Below are 16,323 nucleotides of genomic sequence, written 5' to 3'. Positions count from 1 at the left end.
TGACAACAGCCGCCCGACAGGCTTATAGTAACTTTGTATGACAAACCATCGGGAGGGTTGATGACGACCATAGTTCTTCGCCATGCCGACGTGTTGGTGACAATGGATCCGGCCCGCCGGGAGATTCAGAACGGCGGGATGATCATCCGCGACGGGGTGATTGAGGCGGTTGCCCCGACGAACGAACTGCCGACGGTGATGGAAGCCCACGTTATTGACATGAGCGGCCACATCGTCCTCCCCGGCCTTGTCAACACCCATCATCATCTCTATCAAACTCTCACTCGCGCTGTCCCTGCCGCGCAAAACGCAACGCTCTTCAACTGGCTCAAAACTTTATATCCGATCTGGGCGCGCCTGACGCCTGAGGCTGTTTATGTTTCGGCGCTCACGGGTCTGGCCGAGTTGTTGCTTTCGGGTTGCACCACTGCCAGCGATCATCTCTACCTCTTCCCGAACGGCTCGGAGCTAGACGACGAGATTCGGGCGGCCAAAGAAATCGGCATTCGCTTTCACGCTTCACGCGGCTCGATGAGTCTGGGCGAGTCCAAAGGCGGCCTGCCGCCCGACAGCGTGGTGGAGGACGAAGACGAGATTCTCAAGGACACCCAGAGACTCATTCAGACTTATCATGATTCAATGCACGGCGCGATGTTGCGGATCGTGGTCGCGCCGTGCTCGCCGTTCTCGGTGACGCCGGAACTGATGAAGCAGTCGTCGGCGCTGGCGCGTGAATATGGCGTGACCATGCACACTCACCTGGCCGAGACGCTCGACGAAGAGAATTTTTGCTTAGAGAAGTTCGGCCATCGCCCGGTGGACTACATGGAGACTTTGCGCTGGGTGGGGCCGGATGTTTGGTACGCCCACGCCGTTCACGTCAACGATTCTGAGATCAGGTTGATGTCGCAAACCGGCTGTGGAGCCGCACACTGCCCGTCGTCGAACATGCGGCTGGCGTCCGGCATTGCCCCGGTGAAGAAGTATCGGGCCGCCGGTGTGAAAGTGGGGCTTGGGGTGGACGGTTCGGCTTCCAACGATGGCTCGCACCTCCTTGGCGAAGCACGGCAGGCGATGTTGCTGGCCCGGTTGGCCCTCACCCCCCGGCCCCCTCTCCCGTCGGCGCACGCGAAGCGTGAGCGGAGCGAAGCGAAGTCGAAGGACGCGCCGACAGGAGAGGGGGAGTGGATGACGGCCCGCGAGGCGTTGGAGATCGCGACACTTGGTGGCGCGAAGGTGCTGGGCCGCGACGACATCGGCTCGCTGGCAAAGGGCATGTGCGCCGACCTCTTCGCCATTGACCTCAACCGCCTTGACTATGCCGGTGCCGCCGTCCACGACCCGGTTGCCTCCGTCCTCTTCTGCGCCCCGCAAAAAGCTGACTACGTGATGGTGAACGGCAAGTGGGTGGTGAAGGAAGGCCAGTTGACGACGGTGGATTTGGGGCCGGTGGTTGAGAAGCATAATGGGATTGCGAAAGAGTTGGTGGATGGGTAATGAACCTCCTCTCCCGCCTCTCCCTCCTCTTCGCCCTCTTCGCCGTGCTGGCCGCCATCACCTGGCTGTTCCGGCGGGTGGGGCTGGGCGAGGTGGCAATTGTGGTGGCGGTGCTGGCGCTGGCCTTCGGTGCCGAGATTGTGCGGTTTGTGGTGAAGCAGTTTGTGAAGGGGTATCATGGTGATAAGTAGAGCAGGAGGTAGATGATGCCATCGCCGTTTCCGGGCATGGATCCCTACATCGAACATCCTGATATTTGGCAGGATTTTCATCATAACCTGGCTACTGAGATACAAGGGCAACTCTCTCCTCAAATACGTCCACGCTATTACGCGGCTGTTGAGGTCTTTGTGAGTTACGACGATGTCGAGGTCGGCATCGCCCGCCAGGGACGGCCAGATGTGGGTGTGGTTTTACGAGAGACTCAAACAACGTATCCGGTCATCTCCACTGCTGGCCCGGCGCCGGTTGAAAGCCGGGTGGCGCTCGACCCGCTCAAACTATTCACAGTCGAGATTCGAGCCGCCAACGATCGGCAATTGATCACCAGCATCGAGATTCTCTCTCCGGTCAACAAACAGCGCGGCCACAAAGCCTTTGAAAGCTACCACCGCAAACGGCAAGCGGTGTTGAATTCCGACACCCATTTGATCGAGATCGATCTATTGCGCGCCGGCGAGCGCCCGCCACTGCTCGACCCGGTTCCGCTCGCGCCGTACTACATTATCCTCAGCCGACTCGAAAAACGCCCCACCGTCCAGGTCTGGCCGATACAGTTGAAGGATAAATTGCCTGTCCTGCCCGTGCCGTTACTCAAACCCGACCCGGATGTCATGCTTGATTTGAACGCGACGGTAGCCGCTATTTATGAGCGCGGGGCGTATGCCATCCGAATTGACTATCATCAGCCACCTCCGCCGCCGGAGTTGTTGCCGGAAGAGCAGACTTGGATAGAGTCTCTTTTGAAACGGGAGAAGCAGAATGCCTAAACGCCGACCCTGGCACGAAATTTCCCGCGAACTGGTGGATTGCGCGATGGGCCGCGCGCCCGCCGACATGATCATCTGCAACGGGCAGTGGGTGTGCGTGCAGTCGGGCGAGATCGTCCCGAACACTGACGTTGCCATCAAAGGTTCGCGCATCGCTTACGTCGGGCCGGACGCCAGTCACACGTTGGAGTCGAGCACCAAAGTGATTGACGCCGCCGGGCGCTACCTCGTGCCGGGCTTGCTCGACGGCCACATGCACGTCGAGTCGGGCATGGTCACCGTCACCGAGTTTGCCCGGGCTGTCATCCCGCACGGCACGACCGGCATGTTCATTGACCCGCACGAGATCGCCAACATCTTCGGCCTGCGCGGCGTGAGGCTGGTGGTGGATGAAGCCGCCAACTTGCCCATCAACGTCTGGGTACAAATGCCGTCGTGCGTGCCTTCCGCGCCAGGGTTGGAAACGCCGGGGGCCAGCATCGGCCCGGACGAAGTGCGCGAGGCGATGACCTGGCCGGGCGTCATCGGCCTGGGCGAGATGATGAACTTCCCCGGCGTGTTCCTCTCCGACCCAAAGATGCACGGCGAGATGGCCGAGACGATGAAGGCGCGCAAAGTGATCGGCGGCCACTACGCCGCGCCCGACCTGGGCAGGCCGTTTCACGGTTACGTGGCGGGTGGCCCGGCGGATGATCACGAAGGGACTCGCGTTGACGATGCCGTCGCCCGAGTCAGGCAAGGGATGAAAGCGATGTTGCGACTCGGTTCGGCCTGGTACGACGTGGCGACTCAGGTGAAGGCCGTCACTGAAATGGGACTCGACCCGCGCCATTTCATCCTCGTCACCGACGACTCGCATTCCGGCACGCTCGTCAACGAAGGCCACATGAACCGGGTGGTGAGGCACGCGATTCAGCAAGGCCTCAAGCCAATCACGGCGATTCAAATGGCGACGCTGAACACCGCCGAGCACTTCGGCGTGAGCAACGACGTGGGCCAGATCGCGCCGGGGCGCTACGCCGATATTTTGATCGTGAGCGATTTGTCGGCGCTGGCGATTGACGTGGTGATCGGGGCGGGGGAAGTGCTGGCCCAGGGTGGCAAGTTGGCGGTTGACCTGCCTCGGTTCGAGTATCCGGTGGACGTGAAGCAGTCGGTGCATTTGGGAAAGAAGTTGACGGCGGCGGATTTCAAAATTCCAGGCCCCAAATCCCAAAATCCCAAAAACCCAAATTCCAAAGTCAAGGCGAATGTGATCGGCGTGATTGAGAACCAGGCGCCGACAAAACACTTGAGGTTCGACCTGCCGGTGAACAGCGGCGAAGTGAAAGGCGACCCGGCGCTGGATGTTTGCAAAGTGGCGCTTGTCGAACGGCACAAAGGAACGGGCGGGGTGCAGGTCGGGTTTGTGCATGGCTTCGGCTTTAATACGCCGTGCGCGATTGCCTCAACAGTCGCGCACGACAGTCATCACATGCTCGTCGTCGGCACCGATGAGGCGGCGATGGCGATGGCCGCCAACGAGTTGGCGGCGCGCGGCGGCGGGATGCTGGTGGTGAAAGATGATAAAGTAGAGGCTGTCGTCGAACTGCCGATCGCCGGTCTCATGTCGGATGAGCGGGCCGATGCCGTGGCGGCGAAGGCCGAGAAGGTGTTGGCCGCTTACCGGGCCTGTGGCTGTCAACTGCACAATGCCAATATGCAATTGTCGTTGCTGGCTCTGGTCGTCATCCCCGAATTGCGAATTTCGGATTTGGGGCTGGTGGATGTGACGAAGTTTGAATTTGTGCCGGTGCTGATTTAATCCGGGCCTGACGGGTTTTATCAGATAGCCGGCGAGGCTATGCCTCAACTCAATCCCGTCGGATCTTAACTTGGACTGCCGCCGATGCAGCGCAACTGCGCCGGAAACACGGCTTTATTGGCGGCTCTAACTTGCGCGAGGTGCTTATGAACCCAACTGCCCGCCCCAAGACTCAAATGGACTCTCGCCCGTTGTATCTGCGCGCCGAGGAGGCGCTGGGCCAGTGGATCGACTCGCTTTCGCCCGGCGAGCGTTTGCCCACCGAACCGGAACTGGCAAAGCGGTTGAGCATCTCGCGGGCAACGCTGCGCGAAGCCATGCGGTTGTTTGAAGAGCGGGGCCGCATTGCTCGCAAACCAGGCGTAGGCACGTTTGTGCTGGCTCCGCACCCCATCATTGAAAGCGGACTGGAAGTGCTGGAGAGCATTGATACCCTGGCCCGTCGCCTGAACCTGGAAACATACGTGACTGACCTGGTGGTCAACGAATGCCCTGCCGACGATAAGCACGCCGCCTCACTTGGCCTGGCGGCGGGCGCGTCCGTCGTCGAAATCGCCCGCACCATTTATGCCGGGGCGGTGCCCGTTGCCTATTTGACAGATGTTTTGCCGACAGGAGTTGTCACTCAGGAAGAAATGGAAAACTTTAGCGGCTCGGTGCTGGACTTATTGCTCAAGCGCGGCAACCCGGCCCTGGGCCAGTCGCGCACGGCCATCACCGCCGAGTCGGCGGACGGGTCGCTGGCCCGCCACCTGAGCCTGCAACGCGGCACGCCGCTGTTGCATTTCGAAGCCGTGCTGTACACGCAGGACGGGCGGGCCATCGATCACTCGCATAGTCACTTTACGCCTGGTTACTTCAAGTTCCACGTGGTGCGAAAAGTGGGACGCTGAACCTTCATAATCTTCAAGGAGAATAATACAAACATGCAAACCAACTTTCGTGGCCGGGACTTTATCGGCGACCTGGACTTCAGCAAGGAAGAAGTCGAAACCGTGCTGGATGTGGCCTGGGACCTCAAACGCCAGCGCACCCTCGGCCAGCCTCACGCGCTCTTGCGGGATAAAACCCTGGCCATGCTTTTCTTCTTTACCTCCACCCGCACCCGCGGCTCCTTTGAAGCCGGCATGGCCCAGCTTGGCGGCCACGCCGCCTTCATCGACTCGGAGACTACCCAGATTTCCCACGGCGACACGGCCAAAGAGATTGGCGAAATTTTCGGGCGTTACTTCGACGGCATCGCCATTCGCCAGTGCGACTGGCAGTTCGGCAACAAGTACGAAAACGAAGTGGCCCGCGCCAGCCGCGCCCCGATCCTCAACATGCAGTGCGATGTCTACCACCCCTTTCAGTGCCTGGCCGACCTCATGACCATCATCGAGAAGAAAGGCCGCGACCTGAAGCGGAAGAAAGTGGCGGTCTCGTGGGCCTACGCCGCTTCCTACAGCAAACCCATCTCTGTCCCTCAATCCCTGATTCTGCAAATGACCCGCTTTGGTTGCGACGTGGTGCTGGCCCATCCGCCGGAGTTCAAGCTGATGCCGGAAATCATGGAGCAGGCGCGGGAAAACGCCAAGAAGTATCATGTGGGCTTTGAGGTAACTGATAACATGGATGAGGCTTTCAAGGACGCCGACGTGGTGTACCCGAAGAGTTGGGGGCCGCTGGTGACGACGACGGGCAAGGATGAAGGCAAGGCGCTCATCGAGAAATATCGGAGTTGGATCACCGACGGGCGGCGGATGAAGCTGGCCAAGGAAGACGCAATTTACATGCACTGCCTGCCAGCCGACCGGGGGCTGGAAGTGACAGATGAAGTGATAGACGGCCCGAATTCGGTGGTGTACGATGAGGCCGAGAACCGCCTGCACGCCCAAAAGGCGGTGATGGCGTTGACAATGCACTAGGGCAATTCACAAATAACAATGCACAATTCTCAATTGTGCATTGTGTATTGTGCATTGAAAATTGAACTATGAGCAAAGTCGCGGTTGTGGCCGTCGGCGGCAACTCCCTTATCGCCGACGAGAAACACAAGACAGTTAACGATCAATACCTGGCGGCCTGTGAGTCGATGAAGCACATCGCCGGGATGATTGAAGCCGGCTGGGATGTGATCGTGACGCACGGCAACGGGCCACAGGTAGGTTTCATTCTCAGGCGGTCGGAGTTGGCCAGGCACGAGTTGCACGAAGTGCCGCTGGACGCCTGCGGGGCAGACACTCAGGGCGCGATTGGGTACATGTTCCAGAAAGCCCTGCACAACGAGTTCAAGAAACGGGGCATGAAGAAAGAGGCGACGACGGTAGTGACGCAGGTGCTGGTGAACAAAAACGATCCGGCTTTTCAGCGTCCGTCCAAGCCGATTGGGTCGTTTATGAGCGAGGCTGAAGCGAAAGTGAAGATGGAGCAGGAAGGCTGGGCGATGGTCGAGGACGCCGGACGGGGCTGGCGGCGAGTCGTGGCCTCGCCCTTGCCCAAACGCATCGTCGAGCGCGAAGCCGTTGAAACGCTGATCAAAGCCGGCTTCACGGTTGTAGCCGTCGGCGGCGGCGGCATCCCCGTCGTCGAAAACGAGAAGGGCGAACTCATCGGCGTAGAAGCCGTCATTGACAAAGACTATGCTTCCTCATTGCTGGCGAACAGTATTCAGGCCGATTTGTTCGTCATTTCTACCGCTGTCGAAAAAGTCGCCCTCAATTACAATAAGCCTGACCAGCAATGGCTCGACCGGATCACGTTGGCTGAAGCCCGCCAGTATTCAGAGGTCGGCCACTTTGCTAAAGGAAGCATGGGGCCTAAAATTCAGGCCGTCATCTGGTTCCTGGAGCGCGGCGGCAAGCAGGCGTTGATCACCAACCCGGAAAACATTGGCCGCGCCCTGGCGGGCGAAACCGGCACCTGGATCGGGCCGTAAGTTTTGCCCCACACTCGTTGAAGGAGGTGAGTCTTATCGCTCAAGTTGTTTTATTGCCGTCATTGAAGAGAAATAAAAGTGTTCTGCTGACTCAACAAGGAGGAGTCTAGAAATGTTTGCTAAAAAACTTTGGACGTTGACGAGCCTGCTGATGATTGCGGCCTTCGTCGTAACAGCCTGTGGTGGCGCCGCCACCACCGCCGCCCCGCCCCCAGCGGCCACCCAACCCCCGGCGGCGACTCAACCGCCCGCCGCCACCCAGCCCCCGGCGGCGACCGAACCGCCAGCGGCCACCGCTCCGCCCGAGACCGGCTTTCAGATCCCGGATGTTGAAGCGGGCAAGTTCAATGTAGCCATGGTGCTCATTGGCCCGCACGACGACGGCGGCTGGAGCCAGGCCCACTACGAAGGCCTGACGTACGTCGAACAGAATGTGCCGGACACCCACGTCGCCTACATCGAACTCGTGCCTGAAGGCGCTGAGGCCGAGCAAGTGTATCGCAGTCTCGCTCGCAAGGGCTTCAACCTGATCTTCGGCACCTCGTTCGGCTACATGGACGCCATGGCCGCCGTGGCTGAAGAGTTCCCCGACACCATGTTCGTCCACATCTCCGGCTTCAAGACCAACGAAACGAACTTCGGCAACCTGTTCGGCGCGATGGAAACCATGAAGTACATGGCCGGTATGCTGGCCGGCTCGCGCGCCAAGACCGACGGCAACCCGAAGATCGGCTACATGGCTACCTTCCCGATCCCCGAAGAACTGCGCCTGGGCAACGCCTTTGCCATTGGCATGCGCAAGACCTGTCCCGAATGCACCATGGACGTGCGCTGGATCAACACCTGGCATGACCCGGTGATCGAGAAAGAAGCCGCCGCTTCACTCTTTGACGCCGGCGCGCAGGTCGTCTTCACCGGCGCTGACACACCCGCCGCCGGCGATGTGGCCCAGGAAAAGGGCAAGTGGGGCATCAATTACGACTGGAACGGCAACTGCAAGGTCGAGCGTTGTCTGACGACCATGTACTGGGATTGGGGCCCGGTCTACGCTCGCATCGCTCAGGAAGTCAAGGACGGCGCCTACAAACCCGGCTTTGAATACTTCGATGCCGACACCGGCGCGCTGGGTCTCTATGGTTTCATGGAAGGTCAAACCCCGCAACCCGGTGTGGCCGACTTGCCCGCCGAGGACGTGAAGATGATTCAAGACACGATGGCCCTGGCCCTGGCCGGAGAGTTCACCCGGTTCGATGTCTTCAAAGGCCCGCTCAATGACAACAAGGGCAACGAAATCCTGGCCGACGGCGTCTCGCTTGAACAACTCGACCTCGACGGCTTTAAGGAATTTGGCTCGCCCTGCAGTACCTGCATGTACTGGTGGGCCGACGGCATCACCGCCGAACTGCCCGACATCGGCGGCTGACGTTTTCTGATAACCTGATTGTTTGTAGGGGCGACGTTACGTCGCCCCTACATTTATGCGCCTCTTTGTAAAGGACTGAGTTCATGGCCGACAACGTTGTCGAAATGCGAGGCATAGTCAAACGCTTCCCTGGTGTGCTGGCCAACGATCATGTTGACTTTGATCTGCGGGCCGGGGAAATTCACGCCTTGCTGGGCGAGAACGGCGCCGGCAAGAGCACCCTGATGAGCGTCCTGGCCGGGCTTTACAAGCCCGAGGCCGGAGTCGTCGCCGTGCGCGGGGAAACCGTGTCCTTCAATTCTCCCCGCGACGCCATCGCCCGCGGCCTGGGCATGATCCACCAGCATTTCACCCTCATCCCCTCCCAGACCGTCACCGAAAATATTTTGCTAGGCCTCGACGAGCCGCGCTTCTTCATGCGCCTTTCCGATTACGACAAACAAATGGCCGAGCTTGGCGAGCGTTTCGGGTTGCGCATCACGCCTAACGTTAAAATCTGGCAACTCTCGGTCGGCGAACAGCAGAGAGTCGAAATCCTCAAAATGCTCTATCGCGGCGTGCAAGTGTTGATCATGGACGAGCCAACGGCGGTGCTGGCCCCGCAGGAGATCGAAGGCCTGTTCAAGACTCTGCGAGCCATGGCCGCCGAAGGCAAATCCATCGTCTTCATCAGCCACAAGCTCCACGAAGTGATGAGCATCGCCGACCGCATCACCGTCCTGCGTCATGGCAAGGTGACGGCCGCCGGCCTCAAGACCGCCGACACCTCCAAAGCCGAACTGGCCAAACTGATGGTGGGCCGCGCCGTTCTCTTCCTCCTCGACAAGAAACCGCAAGCGCCCGGAGAGGTTGTTTTGCAGTTGGACCAGGTGAACGCCATTAACGACAAAAACCGGCCGGCCTTGAAGAATCTGTCGCTCACGGTGCGGGCCGGGGAGATCGTGGGGGTGGCCGGGGTGGCCGGCAACGGCCAGCGCGAACTGGCCGAAGTGATCACCGGCTTGCGGCGCTGCGCCTCGGGCCGGATTCTGGTCAACGGCGAAGACGTGTCGAACCGGTCGGCCATGGCCTCCATTCAAAAAGGCGTGGCTCACATCCCTGAAGATCGCAACCACGTTGGCTCGGCCCCCAACCTGAGCATTGTGGACAACGTGATCATGAAAAGCTATCGCCACCCGCCGCTGGCGCAAGGCTGGTCGCTCAACAGCCTGGCGGCGCGCAAGCGAGCCGAAACGTTGAAAGACGAATACGCAATCCTCGCGCCGAACGTGGACGTGTCGGCCCGGCTGCTCTCCGGCGGGAATTTGCAGAGAGTGATCCTGGCCCGTGAGCTGTCGGCCCAACCCAAGTTGTTGATTGCCGTGCAACCCACGCGCGGCCTGGATGTGGGCGCAATCGAAGGCGTGCAACGTCTGCTGTTGACTCAGCGTGAGGCGGGAGCCGCCGTCCTGCTCATCTCCGAAGAACTGGAAGAGATTTTTGCCTTGAGCGACCGCATCCTGGTGATCTACGAAGGCGAAATTGTGGGCGACCTGGTTGAGCACGATCTGGAACAGATTGGCTTGATGATGACCGGGGCCAAACGACAGACGGTTGATGGCTAGAAGTTGGCTACGGCAGTCTCTCAGCTTTCGAATCTCAAACCCCTGGAGGTACATGTGGCAACAACTGCTCAAGCAAAGTCCGGCCTTCCATTTACGATCAAAATCGAACCGCGCCTCGACGTGCCGCGCTGGCTGAGTCCTGCTGTCTCGTTGGGCGCAATCATCGTGGCGCTGATTTTGGGCGCGGTGATACTCAAGCTGGTCGGCGGCGACCCCATTGCGGCTTACGTCCACATCGGCAAAGCCGCTTTCGGCGACATTGGCGTGTTTTCCGACACGCTGGTCAAGGCCACACCGCTGATCATGGTCGGCCTGGCCTGCTCGCTGGCGTTCCGCATGAAGCTGTGGAACATCGGCGCCGAAGGCCAGTTCTACATAGGAGCGCTTGGGGCCAGCGCGGTGATCCTGTCCGGCCTGGTTCCAGAAACCGCTCCTCGCCCGGTGGCAATAACGGTGATGTTGATTGCCGGGGTGGCCGGCGGCGCGTTGTGGGGCTTCATCCCCGGCTGGCTCAAGGCCCGGCTTAATGTCAACGAAATCATCACGACCCTGATGTTGAACTATATTGCCGTTGCCCTGGTCAATTACTTTGTCTTCGGGGTGTGGAGCGAAGGCGGCTTCCAGTTGAGCAAGACCTTCCAGAAGGCGGCCTGGCTGCCGCGCCTGGCCGATTATGCCAAACAGATACCGGCGTTTCGTGGTTTGACGACTCACGCCGGTTTGATCATTGCCATCATTGCCGCCTTTATCATCTGGTACATTCTTTATCGCAGTCGCTGGGGCTACGAAATTCGCCTCATCGGCGACAACCCGCGCGCCGCCCAGTATGCCGGAATCGACATCGTGAAGAATACGGTGCTGGTGATGATGACGTCCGGGGCGCTGGCCGGGCTGGCCGGCATGAGCGAGATCGCCGGCGTGGTGCACCGTTTGCAAACCAGCATCTCCCCCGGCTATGGCTTCACCGGCATCATCATTGCCTGGCTGGCCAAGCTCAACCCGCTGGTGGTGATCGTCGTCGCCATCCTGTTTGGCGGCCTCATCCTGGCCGGGCGCGAAATTCAACCGGCGGGTGTGCCGCGCCTCATTCAAGGCATCATTCTGTTCATGCTCATCGCCAGCGACGTGCTGTTGCGTTATCGAGTCCGGGTCGTTCGGGCAGGGGAGATTTAGCGATGGATCCCATCATCATTCTTCAAGCGGGCGTCGCCAGCGGCACCGTGTTATTGTTCGCCACCATCGGCGAAATTTTTGCCGAGCGATCCGGGGTGCTCAACCTGGGCGTGGAAGGCATGATGCTGATGGGCGCGATGAGCGCCTTCAGCGTGACGGTGGCCACCGGCAACGGCTGGCTGGGATTGCTGGTGGCGATGCTCATGGCCGGGCTGTTGGCGATTCTGCACGGCATTGTCACCATTCACTTTCAGGCTGATCAGGTGGTGAGCGGTCTGGCCCTTACATTTTTGGGAACCGGCCTGAGCCTGGTGTTCGGCGAAGGCTTGAGCAAAGCCGGCACAATCACCCTCCTGCCCCGGTTCACGGTTCCCCTGTTGTCGGCCATCCCTGTCGTCGGCCCAATCTTTTTCACCGACCAGAGCGTGATGGTCTACGTGGGCTTCGCCATGCTGCCGCTGGTGTGGTTCTATATTAACCGCACCCGCCCCGGCCTGCACCTGCGAGCCATCGGCGAAAACCCGACTGCCGCCGACGCGATGGGCCTTAACGTCTACCAACTACGCTATTTCTACGTCTTCCTGGGCGGCATGTTAGCCGGGCTGGCCGGCGGCACGATCAGCCTGGCAATCTCACCCGGCTGGTTCAGCGAGTTGACCACGTCGGGGCAGGGATGGATCGCGGTCGGACTCGTGATCTTTGCCCAGTGGGATCCGTGGCGGGCCGCCTTTGGCTCCTACGCCTTTGGCGCGCTCCGCCGCGCCATCCTCGACATTCAAGGCCCGACGACGCTCTTCGGTTTCAACAACCCCTTTTACTACAACCCTTACTACGGCTTCTTCATGCAAATGTTGCCGTACGCCTTCACTATCATCGTTCTCATCATCGGCTCGCGCCAGGCACTGCGCCAGCGTCTCGGCGCTCCGGCGGCGCTGGGCCTGCCCTACGTTCGCGGCGAGCGCGGCCATTGATCTTTACCGCGAAGGCGCGAAGGGCACAAAGAGAAAAAGACTTTCTTTGCGTTCTTCGCGTCTTTGCGGTGAATCCTTCTGATGAATGTTGTGAGTGATCTGCAAGATCAGATTCGGGCGGCGCTCGGCGAGCGGCCACTGGACCTGCTCGTTCGCAATGTGCGGCTGGTGGATGTTTACGGCGAGCAGATCGTCGAGACGGACATTGGCATTTGCGGCGACCGGATCGTGTCGGTTCTACCGGGCGGTGATCGCCGGGCAACCGCCACTGTTGAAGCAGGCGGTCGTTTTGCCATCCCCGGCTTCATTGACGCCCACATTCACATCGAATCGGCTTTGCTCACGCCCGACCGGCTGGCCGAAGTTGTCGTGCCGACCGGCACGACCACGCTTCTGGTTGACCCGATGGAAGTGGCGAACGTGGCCGGTTACGACGGGCTGGCCGAATTTTTTCGTTCGGCCCCGACACTTCCTTACCGCCTCTTCGTCGAAGTCTCCTCGCGCGTGCCCACCGCGCCCGGCCTCGAAACGACGGGCGCAGAACTTGGCCCGGCAGAAGTGCGCCGCATTCTGGCCTGGCCGGACGCGATCAGCCTCGGCGAACTTGATCCGTCGAAAGTTCTGGAATACAAAGCGCCGTACCTCAAAAAGATTCTGGCGGCGCACGCCCGAGGCAAGATTGCCAACGGCCACGCCGCCGGACTCTCCGGCAAAGACCTTGAGGCGTATGCAACCGGGCGGTTGGCCGACGACCACGAGTGCGTGACGATTGAGGACGTGAAGGCGCGGCTGGCCGTGGGTCTGGCCGTCATCATTCGCGAAGGATCGTCCGAGCGCAACTTGCGCGACCTGATTTCCGGCATCGTGCGCGAGAGCCTGCCCACCCGGCGCATGATGTTTTGCGTGGACGACAAATTTTCCGCCGACATTGCCGGCGAAGGTCACATTGATTACAACGTCAACGAAGCCATCAAGCTCGGCCTCGATCCGCTCCAGGCCATTCAAATGGCATCGCTCAACGCCGCCGAACACTTCCGGCTGGATGATCGCCTGGGCGCGCTCACGCCGGGCCGCTTCGCCGACTTCATTCTTTCGGACTCGCTAAACCCGATCACGCCCGCGCAAGTTTATGTGGGCGGGCGGCTGGTCGCTGAAAATGGCAAGCTGGTTGTGACGGTGCCGCCGATCCGTTACGCCGCCTGGCTCAAGAACACGGTGAAGGCCAAACGCGGAACCAAAGCAACCCATTTCAGGCTGGCGGTTGGATCGTCGCGCGCCAGCGTCAAGGTTCGGGTCATCGAGATTGTGCCCGATCAGATCATCAATTATTTCCGCGAAGCGGAGCTAAAGGTCGTGGACGGTCAGGTTCAGCCGGACGTGGCTCAGGACGTGTTGAAGATTGCGGTGGTCGAGCGGCACGGCAAGAACGGTAACATCGCCGTCGCCTTCGCCAAAGGTTTTGGGTTGAAGCGCGGCGCGATCGGCGGAACGGTGGCTCACGACCATCACAACATCGTCGTGCTGGGAACGAACGACGACGACATGGCAACGTGTGTTCGCGCACTTGTGAAAATTCGCGGCGGCTTTGTGGCTGTGGCTGAGGGCAAGGTGCTGGCCGACCTGCCCCTGCCGGTGGCTGGGCTGATGAGCGACCGCCCGGCGGCAGAAGTGAATGCGGCGCTGGAGAAGTTGAACGCCGCCGCCCGCGAACTCGGCTCGCCCCTCAACTCGCCCTTCATGACTCTCTCGTTCGTTTCTCTGCCTTCCATCCCCGAAGCCGGGTTGACGGATAAGGGATTGGTAGATGTGAGGCAGAGGAAGTTGGTTCCAGTAGTGATTGAGTGAGCACAAGAAATGAAAATGGGAGAAAAAACGGGAAAGGTGTATAGGCCAGCATTGATTTCGCGCCTTGGCTCGATTAGTGCTGCAACACTTATATCTTTCTTAGTTGTCTTGCTCCTGAATCAGTTGATAGTATCATTGCAAAACCGCTCCTTTTCTAATAACTTATGGCGAGATTTACTCATTTATATTTTTCTTGGGACTGCGGCAATTTTCATGTTGTTCTCAGCGACTCATACCTACCTTGTAATTTCGCCCGAGGGAATTGAATACCATCATTTAGGTGCTGTCTTTTGCACCAACTGGGCCAATATCATTGCTGTGCATATCGACACTCTTGTACTTGACCACCCGGCTGACCGAATCAATAACTGGGATTGGTTTGCGCGACGATCTGTAAAACAAATCACATTGCTAGGATTTGAGGCTCAATTACGTAACGGCGAATTGCGTAATGACATTAAACACTACGCGCCACACTTGAAGTTGTGATCAACCAATGTTCACCATCCGTCCCTGGCTTCACGTTGGCAAGTTTGTCGAAACGCTGGACGTTGATCTCCTTCGGACGCACGAGATCGGCGCGATGTTGCAGTTGGCCGAGAGCGTGCAACAGATCGGCATCGCCGCCCGCTTCGTCCACGTCGAAGACGGCGAGCCATTGCCGAAAGCGTTGCTGAGAGAGGGCGTGGATTTTGTGCGCCTGCAAAAGTCGCTGGGTCGCAAGGTGCTGGTAGCCTGCGGAGCCGGAATCAGCCGCTCAACCACGTTTGCGATTGCGGCCTTGAAGGAAGAGGAAGGCCTGAGCGTGATCGAGGCCTACCGCGAATTGAAAGCCAAACACCCGCTGGCCCAGCCGCACCCGACGCTCTGGACTTCGCTCTGCGCCTTCTACGGCGAAGAAGTGTCGTACATGACTTTACTGCAAAACTCTCCATCGGACTGACTGCTTTACAACACGAAGACACGAAGACTCAAAGACACGAAGAAAGACTTTGTGTCCTTGTGCCTTAGTGCCTTCGTGCCCAATCGTTGCTTATGCCTCCTCAACTCTTTGGTAAAGCCATCTGGGCCTGGCCCGAAACCGACATACCCGAAGCCATCGAACTGGCCCAGCACGTTGGCGCGCGCTACATCTTCTATCACGTGCTCACCTTCAGGCCGCCCGACGCCGCCTATGACAGCGCAACCGCGCCGCGTGTTGCCCAGCAAATTCGCGACGCCGGGCTGTGGCCGGTGGCCTGGTACAGCATCTACCTCAACAACCCTCAAGCGCCGCGCAACGAAGCCATGTACGCCCGCCGCGCGATTCAAGAGGACGGCTACCTCGGCGCAATCTTCGACGCCGAAGCGCGCTCGCTCACCGGTCCCGACGGCCCCGCCCGCGCTCTGCAACTCGCCCGCCACCTCACCGACGATTTTAGCCTCGATCCCCAAACGCTTTTCTTCAATTCGTTCCCTAACATCCTCAACCATCTCGACAAACGCTTCGACGAACTTGTGCCCACCTGTCGCGGCGGTCTCATGCCAATGTGCTACGGCACTTTCCTCCGCCCGCCGCGCACCGTCATCACCGATTGGGCCTACGGCCACCTCAATCGCGTTCAGCCCGAAACGCGCTGGGGCTACCGGCCCTCGGTCTATCCGATCCTCGGCGCTTATACCAACGAAGCCGGAACACAACCGCTCACGCCTCAGCAGTTTACCGCCTATCTTGATCAACTCAAACTGAACAACGCCACCTTCGCCAGCGTTTATCGGGCGACCAAATTTGATCGGACGTTGTGGGATTTGTTTCGGGACTACGAACCGACCCGGCCCGACGAAATCTACCGCTTCCCCGGCGAGACGGTTCCCCCGCCTCCACTCCCTCAACGTTGGGTGATCGTCCGACCTTCCCTCAACGTCCGCAGTGAGCCGCGCGTGCCAGCGCCCGGTCAGCCAAGCAATCGAATCGGATCGCTGCCGTTTGGCACGCAAGTCTCACTGTTGCCCGATCCACCACAGCCCGACAATGCAGGCCGCGTCTGGGTGCGAATCCAGTTTGGCGATCTGGTGGGGTGGGTGGCGCAGGCGTCGCAGGATTTCTGATGGAAGATCTTT

Annotated in this window: 15 protein-coding genes; all 15 read left to right on the top strand. The window is 59.7% G+C overall.

Features of this window, described 5'->3' with window-relative positions:
• Positions 1 to 60 precede the first annotated feature (60 nt).
• Positions 61 to 1,497, top strand: a complete 1,437-nt coding sequence (locus HYZ49_14855) for an 8-oxoguanine deaminase (GenBank protein ID MBI3243560.1) — start codon at positions 61 to 63, stop codon at positions 1,495 to 1,497.
• Positions 1,497 to 1,688 (top strand): hypothetical protein, encoded by a 192-nt coding sequence (locus HYZ49_14850; GenBank protein ID MBI3243559.1) that lies wholly within the window; start codon positions 1,497 to 1,499, stop codon positions 1,686 to 1,688. The genes HYZ49_14855 and HYZ49_14850 overlap by 1 nt, the downstream gene beginning before the upstream one ends.
• 15 nt (positions 1,689 to 1,703) lie before the next feature.
• Positions 1,704 to 2,486: a DUF4058 family protein gene (locus HYZ49_14845; protein ID MBI3243558.1), complete on the top strand. Its 783-nt coding sequence runs from the start codon at positions 1,704 to 1,706 to the stop codon at positions 2,484 to 2,486.
• Entirely contained in the window at positions 2,479 to 4,290 is a 1,812-nt protein-coding gene (ade, locus tag HYZ49_14840) for an adenine deaminase (protein ID MBI3243557.1), read from the top strand. Before HYZ49_14845 ends, ade (HYZ49_14840) begins: the two co-directional genes overlap by 8 nt.
• Positions 4,291 to 4,436: 146 nt before the next feature.
• Positions 4,437 to 5,183, top strand: a complete 747-nt coding sequence (locus HYZ49_14835) for a GntR family transcriptional regulator (protein MBI3243556.1) — start codon at positions 4,437 to 4,439, stop codon at positions 5,181 to 5,183.
• Between the two features lie 33 nt (positions 5,184 to 5,216).
• Positions 5,217 to 6,197, top strand: a complete 981-nt coding sequence (locus HYZ49_14830) for an ornithine carbamoyltransferase (protein ID MBI3243555.1) — start codon at positions 5,217 to 5,219, stop codon at positions 6,195 to 6,197.
• A gap of 68 nt (positions 6,198 to 6,265) precedes the next feature.
• A complete protein-coding gene (gene arcC, locus HYZ49_14825) occupies positions 6,266 to 7,207 on the top strand; it encodes a carbamate kinase (GenBank protein MBI3243554.1) in 942 nt (313 codons plus the stop codon).
• A 151-nt stretch (positions 7,208 to 7,358) separates the two neighbouring features.
• A complete protein-coding gene (locus tag HYZ49_14820) occupies positions 7,359 to 8,630 on the top strand; it encodes a BMP family ABC transporter substrate-binding protein (protein MBI3243553.1) in 1,272 nt (423 codons plus the stop codon).
• A gap of 83 nt (positions 8,631 to 8,713) precedes the next feature.
• Positions 8,714 to 10,234: an ABC transporter ATP-binding protein gene (locus HYZ49_14815; protein ID MBI3243552.1), complete on the top strand. Its 1,521-nt coding sequence runs from the start codon at positions 8,714 to 8,716 to the stop codon at positions 10,232 to 10,234.
• Between the two features lie 54 nt (positions 10,235 to 10,288).
• Entirely contained in the window at positions 10,289 to 11,407 is a 1,119-nt protein-coding gene (locus HYZ49_14810; GenBank protein ID MBI3243551.1) for an ABC transporter permease, read from the top strand.
• Between the two features lie 2 nt (positions 11,408 to 11,409).
• Positions 11,410 to 12,378 (top strand): ABC transporter permease, encoded by a 969-nt coding sequence (locus tag HYZ49_14805; GenBank protein MBI3243550.1) that lies wholly within the window; start codon positions 11,410 to 11,412, stop codon positions 12,376 to 12,378.
• Positions 12,379 to 12,459: 81 nt separating this feature from the next.
• Positions 12,460 to 14,223: an adenine deaminase gene (gene ade / locus HYZ49_14800; protein ID MBI3243549.1), complete on the top strand. Its 1,764-nt coding sequence runs from the start codon at positions 12,460 to 12,462 to the stop codon at positions 14,221 to 14,223.
• Between the two features lie 9 nt (positions 14,224 to 14,232).
• Positions 14,233 to 14,712 (top strand): hypothetical protein, encoded by a 480-nt coding sequence (locus HYZ49_14795; protein MBI3243548.1) that lies wholly within the window; start codon positions 14,233 to 14,235, stop codon positions 14,710 to 14,712.
• Positions 14,713 to 14,719: 7 nt separating this feature from the next.
• Positions 14,720 to 15,166: a dual specificity protein phosphatase family protein gene (locus tag HYZ49_14790; protein ID MBI3243547.1), complete on the top strand. Its 447-nt coding sequence runs from the start codon at positions 14,720 to 14,722 to the stop codon at positions 15,164 to 15,166.
• A gap of 92 nt (positions 15,167 to 15,258) precedes the next feature.
• Positions 15,259 to 16,311, top strand: coding sequence for an SH3 domain-containing protein (locus HYZ49_14785; GenBank protein ID MBI3243546.1), 1,053 nt, complete (start codon positions 15,259 to 15,261; stop codon positions 16,309 to 16,311).
• The last annotated feature ends 12 nt before the right edge of the window (positions 16,312 to 16,323 follow it).

It is taken from the genome of Chloroflexota bacterium (genome assembly GCA_016197225.1).
Lineage (GTDB): Bacteria > Chloroflexota > Anaerolineae > Anaerolineales > VGOW01 > VGOW01.
The sequence above is the reverse complement of the archived record's forward strand: the minus strand, read 5'-3'. Positions and strand labels throughout refer to the sequence as shown.

Bases quoted from the DNA above. Each gene is read 5' to 3' on its own strand.
- HYZ49_14835 (MBI3243556.1), top strand. From the start codon at position 4,437: ATGAACCCAACTGCCCGCCCCAAGACTCAAATGGACTCTCGCCCGTTG.
- HYZ49_14815 (MBI3243552.1), top strand. From the start codon at position 8,714: ATGGCCGACAACGTTGTCGAAATGCGAGGCATAGTCAAACGCTTCCCT.
- HYZ49_14795 (MBI3243548.1), top strand. From the start codon at position 14,233: ATGAAAATGGGAGAAAAAACGGGAAAGGTGTATAGGCCAGCATTGATT.
- HYZ49_14785 (MBI3243546.1), top strand. From the start codon at position 15,259: ATGCCTCCTCAACTCTTTGGTAAAGCCATCTGGGCCTGGCCCGAAACC.
- HYZ49_14820 (MBI3243553.1), top strand. From the start codon at position 7,359: ATGATTGCGGCCTTCGTCGTAACAGCCTGTGGTGGCGCCGCCACCACC.
- ade (MBI3243557.1), top strand. From the start codon at position 2,479: ATGCCTAAACGCCGACCCTGGCACGAAATTTCCCGCGAACTGGTGGAT.
- HYZ49_14855 (MBI3243560.1), top strand. From the start codon at position 61: ATGACGACCATAGTTCTTCGCCATGCCGACGTGTTGGTGACAATGGAT.
- HYZ49_14850 (MBI3243559.1), top strand. From the start codon at position 1,497: ATGAACCTCCTCTCCCGCCTCTCCCTCCTCTTCGCCCTCTTCGCCGTG.
- HYZ49_14845 (MBI3243558.1), top strand. From the start codon at position 1,704: ATGCCATCGCCGTTTCCGGGCATGGATCCCTACATCGAACATCCTGAT.
- ade (MBI3243549.1), top strand. From the start codon at position 12,460: ATGAATGTTGTGAGTGATCTGCAAGATCAGATTCGGGCGGCGCTCGGC.
- HYZ49_14805 (MBI3243550.1), top strand. From the start codon at position 11,410: ATGGATCCCATCATCATTCTTCAAGCGGGCGTCGCCAGCGGCACCGTG.
- HYZ49_14790 (MBI3243547.1), top strand. From the start codon at position 14,720: ATGTTCACCATCCGTCCCTGGCTTCACGTTGGCAAGTTTGTCGAAACG.
- HYZ49_14830 (MBI3243555.1), top strand. From the start codon at position 5,217: ATGCAAACCAACTTTCGTGGCCGGGACTTTATCGGCGACCTGGACTTC.
- arcC (MBI3243554.1), top strand. From the start codon at position 6,266: ATGAGCAAAGTCGCGGTTGTGGCCGTCGGCGGCAACTCCCTTATCGCC.